Source organism: Kribbella qitaiheensis (assembly GCF_042657745.1).
Classification (GTDB): domain Bacteria; phylum Actinomycetota; class Actinomycetes; order Propionibacteriales; family Kribbellaceae; genus Kribbella; species Kribbella qitaiheensis.
On record NZ_JBHSKE010000006.1, the window covers coordinates 158316 to 171688 of the forward strand.

At 69.4% G+C, this 13373-nt stretch carries 16 protein-coding genes and 1 riboswitch; of the genes, 5 read left to right on the forward strand and 11 right to left on the reverse strand.

The genetic code is table 11. From position 1 onward, the window contains the following. Positions 1-28: 28 nt before the first annotated feature. Together ACFPJ1_RS05115 and ACFPJ1_RS05120 are read right to left on the reverse strand one after the other, a co-directional pair. On the reverse strand, positions 29-214 hold the full coding sequence (locus ACFPJ1_RS05115) for a hypothetical protein (protein WP_380101669.1): 186 nt from the start codon (positions 212-214) through the stop codon (positions 29-31). Next, the gene (locus tag ACFPJ1_RS05120; RefSeq protein WP_380101670.1) at positions 205-363 is read right to left on the reverse strand and encodes a hypothetical protein; all 159 of its coding nucleotides are present in this window, start codon (positions 361-363) and stop codon (positions 205-207) included. Before ACFPJ1_RS05120 ends, ACFPJ1_RS05115 begins: the two co-directional genes overlap by 10 nt. 144 nt (positions 364-507) lie before the next feature. Between ACFPJ1_RS05120 and ACFPJ1_RS05125 the strand changes: the two genes are divergently transcribed. The 3 genes from ACFPJ1_RS05125 to ACFPJ1_RS05135 are packed head-to-tail and all read left to right on the forward strand — an operon-like array spanning position 508 to position 2525. Continuing rightward, complete coding sequence (locus ACFPJ1_RS05125; RefSeq protein ID WP_380101671.1) at positions 508-1203, forward strand: GntR family transcriptional regulator; 696 nt, start codon at positions 508-510, stop codon at positions 1201-1203. A gap of 25 nt (positions 1204-1228) precedes the next feature. After that, complete coding sequence (locus ACFPJ1_RS05130) at positions 1229-2080, forward strand: fumarylacetoacetate hydrolase family protein (RefSeq protein ID WP_380101672.1); 852 nt, start codon at positions 1229-1231, stop codon at positions 2078-2080. 43 nt (positions 2081-2123) lie between these two features. Beyond that, positions 2124-2525, forward strand: coding sequence for a VOC family protein (locus tag ACFPJ1_RS05135; protein WP_380101674.1), 402 nt, complete (start codon positions 2124-2126; stop codon positions 2523-2525). A 1013-nt stretch (positions 2526-3538) separates the two neighbouring features. Here ACFPJ1_RS05135 and ACFPJ1_RS05140 read toward each other — a convergent pair. From ACFPJ1_RS05140 to ACFPJ1_RS05165, 6 genes are all read right to left on the reverse strand, one after another. Beyond that, positions 3539-5233: an HNH endonuclease signature motif containing protein gene (locus ACFPJ1_RS05140; protein WP_380101676.1), complete on the reverse strand. Its 1695-nt coding sequence runs from the start codon at positions 5231-5233 to the stop codon at positions 3539-3541. 263 nt (positions 5234-5496) lie between these two features. Then, positions 5497-5886: a hypothetical protein gene (locus ACFPJ1_RS05145; RefSeq protein WP_380101677.1), complete on the reverse strand. Its 390-nt coding sequence runs from the start codon at positions 5884-5886 to the stop codon at positions 5497-5499. Next, the gene (locus tag ACFPJ1_RS05150; RefSeq protein WP_380101678.1) at positions 5883-7175 is read right to left on the reverse strand and encodes an alpha/beta hydrolase; all 1293 of its coding nucleotides are present in this window, start codon (positions 7173-7175) and stop codon (positions 5883-5885) included. The genes ACFPJ1_RS05145 and ACFPJ1_RS05150 overlap by 4 nt, the downstream gene beginning before the upstream one ends. Before the next feature lie 176 nt (positions 7176-7351). After that, entirely contained in the window at positions 7352-7918 is a 567-nt protein-coding gene (locus ACFPJ1_RS05155) for a histidine phosphatase family protein (protein ID WP_380101679.1), read from the reverse strand. Then, on the reverse strand, positions 7915-8682 hold the full coding sequence (locus ACFPJ1_RS05160) for a CbtA family protein (protein ID WP_380101680.1): 768 nt from the start codon (positions 8680-8682) through the stop codon (positions 7915-7917). The genes ACFPJ1_RS05155 and ACFPJ1_RS05160 overlap by 4 nt, the downstream gene beginning before the upstream one ends. Before the next feature lie 35 nt (positions 8683-8717). Then, complete coding sequence (locus ACFPJ1_RS05165) at positions 8718-8921, reverse strand: CbtB domain-containing protein (protein ID WP_380101681.1); 204 nt, start codon at positions 8919-8921, stop codon at positions 8718-8720. A 53-nt stretch (positions 8922-8974) separates the two neighbouring features. Beyond that, a riboswitch (cobalamin riboswitch) is annotated at positions 8975-9039 on the reverse strand. A 147-nt stretch (positions 9040-9186) separates the two neighbouring features. On the opposite strand from ACFPJ1_RS05165, the gene ACFPJ1_RS05170 reads away from it, so the two are divergent. After that, positions 9187-9825 (forward strand): LysE family translocator, encoded by a 639-nt coding sequence (locus tag ACFPJ1_RS05170; protein WP_380101682.1) that lies wholly within the window; start codon positions 9187-9189, stop codon positions 9823-9825. 4 nt (positions 9826-9829) lie between these two features. Here the strand turns inward: ACFPJ1_RS05170 and ACFPJ1_RS05175 are convergent, their stop codons facing one another. The 3 genes from ACFPJ1_RS05175 to ACFPJ1_RS05185 all read right to left on the reverse strand — a co-directional run bounded on the left by ACFPJ1_RS05175 (position 9830) and on the right by ACFPJ1_RS05185 (position 12620). Continuing rightward, a complete protein-coding gene (locus ACFPJ1_RS05175) occupies positions 9830-11224 on the reverse strand; it encodes an MFS transporter (protein WP_380101683.1) in 1395 nt (464 codons plus the stop codon). A gap of 76 nt (positions 11225-11300) precedes the next feature. Beyond that, positions 11301-11669 carry a DUF1304 domain-containing protein gene (locus ACFPJ1_RS05180; RefSeq protein WP_380101684.1) on the reverse strand — a complete coding sequence of 123 codons (369 nt, stop codon included), beginning with the start codon at positions 11667-11669 and terminating at the stop codon, positions 11301-11303. 57 nt (positions 11670-11726) lie between these two features. Further along, positions 11727-12620 carry a phosphotriesterase family protein gene (locus ACFPJ1_RS05185; RefSeq protein WP_380101685.1) on the reverse strand — a complete coding sequence of 298 codons (894 nt, stop codon included), beginning with the start codon at positions 12618-12620 and terminating at the stop codon, positions 11727-11729. A 172-nt stretch (positions 12621-12792) separates the two neighbouring features. Here ACFPJ1_RS05185 and ACFPJ1_RS05190 point away from each other — a divergent pair, with 172 nt between their 5' ends. Next, positions 12793-13356 (forward strand): CGNR zinc finger domain-containing protein, encoded by a 564-nt coding sequence (locus ACFPJ1_RS05190; RefSeq protein ID WP_380101686.1) that lies wholly within the window; start codon positions 12793-12795, stop codon positions 13354-13356. The last annotated feature ends 17 nt before the right edge of the window (positions 13357-13373 follow it).

A 13373-nucleotide genomic window follows, 5' to 3' on the forward strand; every position in this document is an offset into this window, starting at 1 on the left:
TGGGCCCGCGTGTTCCCTTGCATGCCGGTCACGAGCACGAGACCGCGTTGTTCTGCTTGCCCTGGTCCCACTCGCCGGTCTCGTTGAACTTGACACCCCCGAGCTTGAGTTCCGTCTTGTCCTGCTCGGCGGTGGTCTTCCAGGGCTGGAAATGCGGGTGCGCCCCACCCGGGATCAGGGCAAGCTCCACCTTGGAGCCGCCTTTCAGGCCCACCGGGTCGTTCCACGTACCGGTGGGGCGTCATCGTCCGCCGGACCGCCCGCGGTGTCGTTCGAGTGCTTGGTGCTGCAGTCGGTCGCGGCGAGCGCGACGACGGCCAACCCGACAGCGGTCCTGGGGTAGAGCGACGTTGGGGCGACCATGGAGATGTCTCCTCGGAGATCCTATAGGATATTGCGTAGTTGATGCTGCCGCCTCACACTGATGGCGTCAAGACATGTGTCGGTAACGACTGTGCACACTTGTGACGGTTGGTCGGGCAGAATGAGGCTTCGGGAGGAGCTACTGTGACGGATGCGCATGTGGGTCTGGCGGGGCAGCTCACGCGCCTGCCTCAGCGACAGGTACTGAGCGACGACGTCTACGAGACGGTCAAGGGCCTGATCATGGACAGCGTGGTCGCGCCGGGCACCCGGCTGAACATCGACGCCCTGACCCGGGAACTGGGCATCTCGCAGACGCCCATCCGCGAGTCGCTGGCCCGGCTGGAGTCGGACGGTCTGGTGATCAAGGAGCCGTTGCGCGGCTACCGGGTGTCGTCGACGCTGACCCGGGCCGAGTTCGAGGACCTCTTCGAGTACCGGCTGCACATCGAGCCGTGGGCGGCCGGCCGTGCCGCGGAGCGGACCGCTCCGGAGGACCTGACCCGGCTCAAGAACGAGATGCTCAGCTACACCGACGTCCCGGACCGGCCGGACTACGACAGCTACAAGGCGATGGCCGCGCACGACCAGCGGTTCCACGACCTGGTGCTGGAACTGGCCGGCAACGAGACCGCCCGGCAGTCCTTCGCCCGCACCCACTGCCACCTGCACCTCTTCCGGCTGTACTACGGCGGCGGGATCGCGACGAAGGCCCTGCGCGAGCACAAGACGATCGTGGCGGCGGTCCGCAAGGCCGACCCGGTCGAGGCGGCCGCCGCGATGCGGTCCCACATCGAAGCCTCGCGGGCGCGGCTGCGTCCCGTGTTCGACCAGGAGTGAAACTTCCGTCTAGCTAGGAGAGTCTGTGGAACTGCTTCGCCTCGGCGCGGTCGGTGAGGAGCGCCCGTACCTGCGCTCCACCGACGGCACCGTCTACGACCTGAGCTCCGTCACCGCCGAGATCGACGGCGCCTTCCTCGCCTCCGACGGCATCGCCCGAGCCCGGGCCGCCCTCGACGCCGGCTCCCTGCCGGTCGCGTCGGCCGAAGGGCTCCGGGTCGGCGCGCCGATCGCTAGGCCGGCCGCCGTGGTCTGCATTGGCCAGAACTACGCCGCCCACGCGGCCGAGTCGGGCGCCGAACCCCCGAAGGAGCCCATCGTCTTCTTCAAGCACCCGAACACCGTCGTCGGCCCGTACGACGAGGTGCTGGTGCCGCGAGGCTCCACCCGGACCGACTGGGAGGTGGAACTGGCGGTCGTGATCGGCAAGACCGCCCGGTACCTGGCCTCCGACGAGGAGGCGCTCGCCTGCATCGCGGGCTACACGATCGCCAACGACGTCTCCGAGCGCGCCTTCCAGCTCGAGGTGTCCGGCGGCCAGTGGTCGAAGGGCAAGTGCTGCGAGACCTTCAACCCGCTGGGCCCGGCGCTGATCCCGGCCGACGAGGTCGACGACCCGCAGAACCTGGACCTCAAGTCCTGGGTGAACGGCGAACCGCGTCAGGACTCGAATACCCGCGACATGATCTTCTCGGTGGCCGCCCTGGTCCGGGACCTCTCGCAGTACATGACTCTCGACCCGGGCGACCTCGTCAACACCGGCACCCCGGAGGGCGTGGCCCTGTCCGGCCGCTTCCCGTACCTGTCCCCCGGCGACACCGTCGAGTGCGAGATCCAGGGCCTCGGCCGCCAAAAGCAGACCCTCGGCAAGGCCTGAAATCCGGTAGCGAACGGGGGCGGTCTGCGGCACTGTCTGCCGTATGACCTCCTCCGTCCGCACCTTCACATTCGACACCCACGGCCCGTACACTCTGGCGACCTTCTGGGCCAAGGTGCTCAACGGCAAACTCGCCGACGACGACTTCCCGGGCGACCCCGCCGCCAGCGTCATCACCGACTCGATGACGCTCCTCTTCTGGCAGAACCCCGACGACAAGACCGTCAAGAACCGCCTCCACCTCGACCTGGAACCAGACGGCCCCCGCGAGGCCGAGGTCGAGTGGCTGCTCACCCTGGGTGCCACCATCTACGACGACCGCACCACCCCCGACAAACTGGAACCCGGAGCAAAACCCGGCGCCGGCTTCGTCGTCATGCGCGACCCCGAGGGCAACGAATTCTGCGTACTACAAAGCGCCGCAGAGCGGAAGGCAAACTCCTAGAAAGCCGACCTGACACAGAACCACGCGGCTTTCCCGTCGACTCCTCCGCCCGCTCGCTCGGCTCCCACCCACCCCGGTGTCACGCGCCCTCCGTCCCCCGCCTCGGTGACTACAGGTGATCCGAGCAGGGGTGGGCTCCTGGTGGCGGCGTGCATCCGCCGTGGGTGGGTACGCCACCTGAGTGGCAATGCAACATCTCCCCTGACACAGGCGCCGACGACACCCCGAGCAGGCGATCGCGGCCCGGGGCTTCCCCTGGAGCGCGTATTCGCCGAGGGCCGAGCGCCGCGGGCTCAGCGGCTCCCACGCCGGAGTCGCCGTGCCCGCGGACGTCCCAGCGCACTCGTGGGTGTCGGCGTGTCCTGCGGTGTCGTTGGTGCCGGCGGGTCCCGCGGTGTCGTGCCTGGCGGGCGGGAGTTTCGGCGGAGCCGACCGAGCGGGCGGATGCACATCGCCGCGACGATTGGCGGGCGGTGAACCACCTAACGGCTCGAGCGGGCAACGGGGGTTGGCGGCGGGCCGGGGTGGATGGGAGCGGTCGGAGGGAGCGACGGGGCGAGCGAGCGTCGGCGGCCAGCGCGGACTCAATGAGCCAGCCGCCTGGCAGCTCGACAGCCCGCGTGGACTCGATGAGCTCAACGACTCGGCGGCTCGGCAGCTCGTGATGCGGTCAAGTGGATGCGACAAGTCGCCCGCCTGGAACCGATGCGTCCGCGGGCCGGCCAACTCCGCGAAGCACGTCGCGCAGGCCAGACCGAGCTGCAGATGCTCAGAGAGCACCGCCGTCTGGTTCGCCGTGAATCAGACGTTCTCAGGGGGTCGGCACCCTGTGGACCTGTGCCGCGGCCGGTACCGCTCGTGCCGGCGGCGGCAGTCGGCTCTCGCTGCTGGCCGCTCAGCCAGCTCATGGGCTACCCCGCCAACCTGCGCGTGGGCCCAGGTCAGCCCACTCATGGGTACCCCACTCAGCCCGCTCCTTGACTCCCCGCCCAGCCTGTGCGTGGGCTCGCCGATCAGCCAGCTCGTGGGCGGGTTGTGTCTTCCCAGGGCCTGAGGAGTTCGGCTTCCTCTGGCGTGATCCATGGGATGTCGCGGTCCATCGGCCAGGCCCGACCGAGCGCAGGTACAGGCCGTGGCTCATCACGCCTCGTCGCTGGAGGGCGGGTCGAAGTGAGGTGGTCGGGGATGGGTCCTGGGGTGGGCCCGGTCCTGTCGGGTGGCGGATTGGGCACAGGTCGTGGCCGATCAGCGGCCGGGCGGTCGGTTACCGACCCGTCCGCTACCGACCCACCGGCTGTTGGGCGGTCGGGTGGTGGGTGGTTTGTAGTTGACCCGTCGGCTGCTGGCCGGTCGGCTGATGGGTGGGGGCTTGGGCTGCGATGAGGGTCTCCACGGGTTGGTTCGGCCCAGGGTGGGCGGGTGACGTGGACGGTGCCGCTGGTGATGGTGATCGTCCAGTGGCCGTTGTGGAGGTCAACGTGGTGGGCCTTGCAGAGCAGGACCATGTTGGTCAACGCGGTGGGGCCGCCGTCGGCCCAGTGGATGAGGTGGTGGGCCTCGCACTGAATCGGTGGCGCGCCGCAGACCACGCAGCCCTTGTCGCGTCTGTTGAGGGCGCGGCGGATGGGCCGGGTGACGAAGCGCTGTTCGCTGCCGACGTCGAGAGGTTCGGAGCGGGAGCCCAGAACGATCGGGATGATGCCCGCGTCGCAGGCGAGGCGGCGCACGGCGCCCGCGGACAGGTTGTCGCCATAGACGAGTTCACCGAATCCGTCACCGGTGGATCCCGCCCCCACATCTTCTACATCCGTGACGAGGATTCCGCCAGCACCCTCAGCGGTGAGCCTGGTCTTGAGGTCGGCGTAGTCGATGGTGACTGTCACCGCGAGGCTGCGGTGGCCGGAGTCGGCGTCGTTGGCGCCGGCCGCGAGGGTGACGAGGGTGGTCAAGGCGTCTGCTTGGCGCTTGTCGCGGGAGCGGGGGTCGAGCTCGCCGGTGACGGTCTTGTGTGGCTTCGCGAGGGCGTGGATCGCGGTCTTCAGCGCCTCGGCGTTCTCGTTGGCCAGGAAGCCGCCGAACTTGATGCCGTGGTCGGCGTTGTGCAGCCACAGCGACTCGCGCCGGTACGCCTGGTCCTCGGCGGGTTCAGGGCCGTCGGTGTCGAGGCGGTCGCGGACTTGCCGGCCGAGTTTGCCTAGGTCCAACGGCGATAGGAACTCGGCGGCCTTCACCATCTGGTCCTCGGCCACCTGCAAGTCCTCGACCGCGATCACGGCCGACTTCCGGACCCTCTCTAGCGCACTGACGATCGCCTCGGCCTGGGCAGGGTGAAGGTGCGGCCGAGTGTCATCAGGACCAGTGTCGGGGTGCGCCAGGTCGTTGGTGTCCGGCGCGGCAGTCGGGGCGGCGTGGATGGTCGGGGTGTGCGGGTCGGGCAGGGCGGCAGTGACGGCCTGGTACTTGGCGAGATTGGTGGCCAGCTTGAGGTCGCGGCGGACGGTGCCCGCGTCCAGACGGTGTCGCATCGACAGCAAGCGCGTGGTGTCGCGGGCGCCGAGTTCCTTGGCGTAGCCGGTTTCTTCGAGCCGGGCCAGGAGCTCTAGGCGGTAGGTGCCTCGCGTAGCGGCTTCGATGTGCAGGGCGTCGAGAGCGGACAGCGCTTCGCTGCCGCTCATCGTGTACGCCGGGCGCATCTCCACCAGTTCCATACCCACGACTGTAGACACACCCCCCGACAGTTTCCGAACCGAGAACCCCTTATTTACAAGGGATCCCGTGATTGGCCGGAAGCGGTCAGGTTGTCCACAGGCGCGCGCGCGTCACCGGTCAGTCCAGCGGCAGGATGAGGACAGTCTGTGCACAGGGGCACTGTGCACAGAGCCGGTCGCCGAGGGCTCACTGGCCAAGGCGGCTGCGACACACGAGCCGGCTGCGGACGATTCTCGAGGCGTCGACGACTGCTGGTGACCTCTTACTCCCCCGAGTCGGGGAGCGGCGGCGTTTCGCCGGTGAAGGTTAGGCGCCAGTCGGTGGTCCAGGCGTGGACGGCGATCTCGAAGCCGTCGCGGGAGGCGGCTACGCGGTGGTGGCTCTCCTCGACCGGCTCGACCTCTGCCCGCCAGCCGCGGCTCTGGAGAACGGCCGCCGCCGCGGCAACCGCCCATGCCGGGTCTGACGCGGTCGGCTCGCCTGTTTCGACCGTGATGCTGCAGACCGTAGCCGGGCCGCGTCCGTCGAAGAGCGCGCCTGGATTGATCGGCCCCGGATCGTGGGTGACCACAGCCGTCTGACCCGGTACTACGGCCGTCGCCACGGCGAGGAGTTCGGTTCGCAGGAAGTCGCGAGCCTCGGTCAGCGTCATCGCCTCGGTCCTTCCGGCCGTCGGGGGTGCGCGGCGGCGGTCCTGGCCGGGTGCGTTGCGGGGCGGGTACCGTGCTCGAGCACTCCCTGCTGCGGCACCGGGGTGGACGCCGCGGCGCGGTCCGGGGTGGCCTTCCGGAGCGCAGCGATTCCGTCGAACACCTTGGCGGCGGCGCCAACGGCGGAGTGCAGCGGCTCGCCCCAGGACAGCCCGGGCGCGAGCTTGGTCTCTGCCGAACGGCTCGTGTCGGTGGTGGTGACGTGCGCGAGGTCGCCGCGGACCACTCGGCCGACGTTGCGGAGCGCCTCGCTGTTCGGCCGGTAGTACTCGTTGTGGCCCTGGACCGTGATCCTGCCTCCGGCCGGTTCGTTGGTCGCCATGCGGGTCGCGTCCGGGTAGGTGGCCGGGTCCGGGCCGTGCCACTCGGTGTAGGAGACGTAGTCGCCCGGCGCCCGTTCGACGAACAGCCGGGTCTGGGGCGGCACCAGTTCGGCGGCCCCGTTCACCGACTTCGCGACGCCGGGGCTGCCGGTCAGCACGACCCGGTCGACCCGAACCCCGTTGATCAGTCCTTGTCCCACCACGTGGCTACCGTAGCTGTGCCCGATCAGCGTGACCTTTGCCGTGGGCAACGTCTCGGTGTCGAGGCCGGCGGTGAAGCGCCGCAGCCCGGGACCGGCCTCCTGGGCTGGCACACTACTCATCGCGTCGCGAACGCCTTGTGGAGAGTCGTAGTCGAGCCAGAGCACGGACGCCGTCCCCGGCCCGGCCTCGCGCCGGATCAGGTCCGCCCGGTCCACCTGGTCGCGGATGGTCTCCAGGTTGTTGCCCATCCCGGGCACCAGGATCGCGATGTGCCGCGCCCGATCGAGATCACCGAGCACCTCGACGGCCCGGCCCTGTCCTTCGGGCTCGACCACCAGGAATTGCCGCGGCCGCTGAACCTTCACAACGTTGCCGGAGGCATCCACGTCGGTCCCTGACACCGGAGTCAGCAACTCGTCCACCGTCTGAAGGCGCCGCCGCTCGTGATCGGTCCCAGTACCGGCGTCGATCGCTGCGTGGAGGCGGTCGCGGGCGGCGAGCAGGCGCAGGTGGTTGGCTCGGTAGCGCAGCGCGGCGGGTGCTCCGTCGAGCGATCCGACCAACTCGGGCCGGCCGTCGGCCAAGGCGATGCCAGTCCCCGGCTGCAGCCTGTCGAAGAAGGCGCGCGCCTCCCGGGCCGCGGCCTCGGGCGGGAGGTTCCGCACGCGCCGTACGAGCTTCTCGAGCTTTTCCGCCTCCGCCATCGCGACTCCCCGTCACAGTCGGTCACCCAGGCCTCACACCGGGCTTCCGGCAGTCTGGCATCGGAAACCCCCTGACGGGAAGTCCCATCTACCGGAAAGTGACCTACAAAGCCGACGACGCGCAGACCTGGACCGGGCGTCCGCTGGTCGCTCAAGTCACCGTCTCGGACAGCCGATCAGCTGCCTGCGAGCAGACTCCAGCGTCCGTCGTACTCGCTGAACCGCACCACGGACAGCGGCCGGACATCGACGTGGCGGAGGGACTCCGCCGGCGCCTGGAGCACGTACAGGATCGCCGCTCGAACGACCGCCGGGTGGACAACCGCCGCCACGTCCCGGACCCCCGTACTGCGCTCTGCCTCGGGCTGGGCCAGGTCGCCCAGCCAGTCGGCGACCCGGGTGATCAGGTCGTTCGCGCTCTCGCCGCCGGGTGGCGCGGTATGGGGCCGCTCGAGCCACGCGGCCAGGGGCTCGGGTGAAGCCGCCAGCAACTCCTCGAGGCTTCGCCCGGCCCAGTCGCCGTACTCGCGATCCCGCAGGGCCTGGTCCACCGTCGGGACCACGCCGAGTGCCTCCGCTGTCTGCACGGCGGCCTGCTCCGGACCGGAGTACACCTCGGCCGCGTTGATCTTGAGCTCACGAGCCGCCTTGACGCTCGAGGTGTCCGGTGCGGCCGCGCCGCCCAGGACGAGTCCGCGCAGATCCGGGGTCAGGGCGTGGGCGACCAACGTGAGACTCGTCAAGCTGCAACCACCTCGGGATGGGACACCGGAACACGACGGTCGATCACTGCGGCGAACCCGAGCCCGAGGAGCAGCCAGAGCACCGACTGCGTCCCGAGCGAGGCGAGCCGGAACTGCCAGAGCAGGGTAGCGGGGAACGACCCCGGAACCTCGTTGATCGACGGCAGGATCAGGTACGCCACGACGACAGTCGCCAGGAAGGCGGCCGCGCCGACGCCCAGGCGGATCCATTGCGCCGGGCCGAACCGCTGGGCCCAGCGGGAGGCTGCGACCCCGGCCCAGACGGCGAGCAGGCCGATCATCACGGTCAGCAGGTAGGTCACCGTCCGCTTGGTGATCGTGTCGGGATCACCGACCGCGGGTGGATTCGGCGGGTACTTGAGGAACGGTATGAGCACGATCCCGACGAACCCAGCGGCGGCCAGCCCGAGCGCGGCGTACGAGTCGCTGCCGGTCCGCAGCCTGCGCCGGAACAGAGCGAAGCCGACAGCGAAGATGCCGCCGAGCGACACGCCATACAGGGAAGTGGCGAGGAAGAGGCCGGCTCGCTGGCCGTCGCGGCTGACGAGGGGCTTTTCCTCGGCCTCGGCCGGGACGGCTTGACCGTCAGCGTCATGGGTGTGCGCGGCACCGGCAGCCTCTTCGATGGCGATCGCGGAGTCGATGTGCGGTTCGCCCATCACGTACGCGAAGGTTCCGGCCAGCAGGCCGGCGAAGAGTCCCACCAGGAGTCCGCGCACCAGAACAGATCCGAAGGTGCGCATGGCGATCCTGTCTTTCCGATCAAGTGGTGACAGGACTAGTGGCAGGGAACGCCGAGCAGGTGGCGCCCGTCGTGCATCAGCTCGTGCATGTACATGCCCGACTGCGAGACGGCGCCCTGGTCGAAGGCGACCAGGTAGGCGAGCGTCAGCAGCAGGCCGACCGCGAGCAGAGCGACGGCAAGCAGGCGCGGCGAAATGGCCGGTACGGCGACCGATCGGGCAGGCGTGGGTGCAGACATTGAGTACCTCCTGGGGAAGTGCGCGTCCCCTTCGAAAGGCTGCTGATGCCCGAGCGTCCTGACTCACGAGCAAGCTCGCTCACAGTGGCGCGGCCGTACCGGTCTCTCACCGGTTTCCCTCATGGCACCGCAGGTTGTCCCTGGAAAGGTAGCCGCCCCGCGATCCCACGGTCAACGCGCCGGCGCGCTGCCGTCCAGATGCGGGAGTCTGGCGAGTGTCGGAATTCACCTGCGGCCCGGGCGGCGCGGACCCTAGTCTGAGGGGATGCCGCCCGGTCATCATCTGCTTGCGTTTGCGATCACCTCGTTCGTGATCATCGTGGTTCCTGGGCCTAGCGTGTTGTTCATCGTGGGGCGGGCGCTGGCTGTCGGGCGGCGCGAGGCGGTGTTGACGATGGTGGGGAACACGGTCGGCGCGGCCGTGATGCTTGTTGCGGTCGCGCTCGGGCTAGGTGCGCTCATCGCCGCCAGCGCGATCGCGCTGACCGTGGTCAAGCTGGCCGGGGCGGCGTACCTGATCTATCTCGGGGTGCATGCGTTCCGGACCCGGAAGTCGCTGGTCGAGGCGTTGCAGGGCAATGTGAAGCCCGCGAGCACCCGGCGGGCGCTGCGTCAGGGGTTCCTGGTCGGGGTGACGAACGCGAAGACGGCGGTGTTCTTCGCCGCGGTCCTGCCGCAGTTCGTCGACAAGCACGCGGCGCCGGCGTCGGTGCAGATCCTGCTGCTCGGCCTGATCTTCATCGCCATCGCGTTGTGCTCCGACAGCCTGTGGGCACTGGTCGCCGGGACCGCGCGCGAGTGGTTCGCCCGCTCCCCGCGCCGCCTCGAACTGGTCGGTGGCACCGGCGGGCTGATGATCATCGGCCTCGGCGCCGGCATCGCGGTCACCGGCTCCAAGGAGTAGCCCGCTACCCGACCTCCTGATTGGTACGGCGGGCGGCGAAGACGCCGAGCAGGGCGAGGACGGCGGGGAGACCGAAGGCGGTCAGGTAGGCGGTGGTCGCCGAGTGCGGCTCGATCGCGGCGAACAGCGAGCCGCCGATCGCGAGCACCGTGGCCGTGGCCAACGCGTCGCTGAGCTGCAGCGCGGAGCTGTTCGCGCCCTGCTCCTCGCGACTCGAGTACTGCAGGATCAGCACCGAGACGGTCGGGAACACCGTGCCCATCCCAAGACCGGCCAGCCCCCAGCCGAGGATGCCGACGAGCACCGGCACGTGCGGGTTCAGCGTCAGTGTCGCCGCCGTGATGCCGAGCACGATCGAGATCATCCCGGCCTGCAGGAACACCTCGTGCGAGAACGGCTGGTGCGGCCGTCCCCGGTACCACGAGGCGGCGGTCCAGGTGAGCGCGCTGACGGTGAGCACCAGACCGGCGAAGGAGGGTGAGAGTCCGCGTTCCCGGGTCAGCATCAGCGGAAGGAACACCTCGGCGCCGAATCCGGCCGCCGCGACGAGGCCGCGGAGCGCGACGACGGCCGGGAGCCCGGTGCACACGGTGAAAGTTCCCTTGGGCAACAACTTCGGCGAGAAGGCGACCACGCCGGCCAGACCGGCGGCGAGCAAGGCGATCTGGAGAATCCCGCGCTGCTGACCGCCACAGTGGAGCAGTCCGACGCCTACCGCCGCGGCGATCGCCCACATGGCCCGCCGGTCCCAGAGCGACCTGTGCTCCTGCTCCGTAGTACCAGCGTCCGCACGAGCCAGACCGGGGCGCATCACCAGCGCGGCCGGGATCGCCATCGCCGGTACTGCGAGGAACACGATCCGCCAGCTCGCGTGCTCGACGATGAGGCCGGCGATCGCGGGGCCGACCAGGGACGGGACCACCCAGCCGGTGGCGAACGCGGCGAAGATACGAGGCCGGAGTTCCGCGGGGTAGAGGTGGCCGACGACGACGTACAGGGCGACCGTGAGGAGGCCGCCGCCGAAGCCCTGGATGATGCGGCCGACGACGAGCACCTCCATCGTCGGGGCGACCCCGGCGATGATCAGGCCGGCCAGGAACCACGCGGTGCCGTGCCAGAGCGGCCGGGCCGGGCCTTTCAGGTCGCTCCAGGTGCCGGAGACGACCATCGCGACGACGCTCGACGCGAGCGGTCCACCGAACGCGAGCGCGTACAGGGACAGCCCGTCCAGCGACTGCGCGACGGTCGGCATCGCGGTCGTGACTGCGAGGGACTCGAACGCGACCAGGGTGATCAGCGCGACCATCCCGACGGTCAGTGCCCGGTACTCCGGCGCAAGCACGCCGCGCGGCCGAGGTGCTGCCGCGGTACTGGTCGAGGGCTCGGCGGTTGTCGTCATGAAGAGCACCCTCGGACATCAAGTGCGCTTGAAGTCAACCTTTCGACTTCAAGCGCCCTTGAGGATTGGGTGTGCGTCAGAGGACGGCGGCGAGGACTAGAGCGAGGATCGGCGGGACGGCCTGCAGGGCGGCCGAGCGGGCCATCCGGCGGTCCGAGGCGATCAGGACGATGCCGGCGCCGGCCATGCAGGCGCAGGCGAACAACGCGATCGCGTGACCCTTGTCGCCGCCGGCGATCAGGCCGCCGATCGCGCCGATCGCGAGGAACAGGTTGTAGAAGCCCTGGTTGAACGCCCAGGGCCGGGCGGCCTCCGCCTCGGCCTCGGTCTTGATCAGGAAGCGCCGGTAGGTGCTCGGCTTCTTGAAGAGCAGGCTCTCCAGAGCGAAGACGGCAAGGTGGAAGACACCGGCCAGGGCGACGAAGATCTGCGCGATCGTGTTCACCAGCGAACCGTACCGCCCGGATGCCCCCGGCAACAGAATGTCGCCCGTCCGGTCAACTCATGTTCGCCAGGCGGTCGCGAAAGCGCGGGCCGGGTTGGCGACGAACGCCGAGGTCGCGAAATCTTCTCCGAAGCGGCGGATCAATCTTGGCCTGAGTCCGGTGAGCAGGTAGGGAATGCCCGGACCGTCAGCGGTCGACCGCGCCCGGGCTGTGGTCGTGTCGCCGCCGAGCAGCAAGCGGTCGGCGTACCCCGCGTCGGCAAGTGCGGCCAGGCAGTCGAACAGCCGCGCATCGGTCGCGTGGTTCGCCCTCGATGGCCCGTCGAAGGCGAGGAATGATCCCCGCGCGGCAAGCTCGAGGTGGGATCCGTGATCGGGGAACCGGTTCAGATGTCCGAGGATCACGCTCGCCGGCTGGACGTGGTACTCATCGACCAGGAGATCCAGGACCGCGTCCGCCGCCGTCCCCAACTCGTGGTGGACCGCGATCGGCGCACCGGTCGCGTGATGCGCCTCGGCCGCCGCACTCATCACCATGAGCGCGTGCTCATCCAGCCGATGAAAGCCACCGGCAACCTTGATCAGCCCGGCCTTCACCCCGGTATCGCCGATCCCCTCGGTCAACTCCTGGACGAACACCTCCGCCAACCTCGGCCTGACCGCCTCCACCACACCGTCCGGGTAGTGCTCCTCCCGGTGCAAACCCGTCGCCGCCACCAGGTGAATCCCTGTCTCCGCAGAGATCTTCGGCAGGACCGCTGCCCGCCGCCCGAGCCCGTACGGCGTCCACTGGACGATCGTCTGTCCACCCACCTCGGCAAACGCCCGCACCTCGGCGAGGGCGGCGGCTTCGTCGTCCAGTCCCTGACCGGGCAACACCGCGCTCTTGAAGAACAGATGATCATGCGAGTCCGTCACCCCGAGTTTCTCCGGCGCCACATCTCCCAGCACCGTCCGTACCTTTATCCGTCCACCTCCTTCGCGCATCCTGCTCTTCTGACGTAACGCCTGACCCGTTACGACGGTAACGGGCGAGGCGTTACGCTGTCCAGGTAGATATTCAGAGGCCCCGGAGGGTGCTGTGGGCTGGAGAGTGCGGGGGCGCTGTGAGTTGGAGGGTGGGGTGAACGACCGGATGGCGCTGCGGTTCGATCTCGGGGCGACCTGGCTGAACCTGCTGGCGACCCGCGGCACGCACTTCGGCGAGCATCCGGTCGAGCGGATCCCGACGGTCGAGCGGTTGACTGAGTGGTTCGAGCGGGCCGAACTGAGCCCGGCGCGGAAGCTGTCGAACCGCGACCTCCAACGGACCTGGGAACTGCGCGAACTCTTGCGCCCGATCGCACTCGCGACCGTGGACGGCGACGAGCCGAAGCCGACCGACGTCAGCGCGCTCGACCGCTTCCTGCAGACTCACCCCGCGCCGATCCGCCTGGCGCTCACGGACCGGCTGACTCGCGAGCGCCCGAAGACAGCTGCCGAGGCTCTCGGCAGGATCGCTCGCCAGGCCGTCGACCACCTGACCGGACCCGAGCGCGGGTTCCTGTCCGCCTGCCCCGAGCACGACTGCCGAGGCGTCTTCAGCGACCCCTCTGGCCGCCGCCGCTGGTGCCCGAACCCCGCCTGCGCCAGCCGAGGCCGAGTCCGTGCCTTACGCGCGAGACGGGCCCAGTCAGAGAATTCCTGACCGGGCCCGCCGCAGTG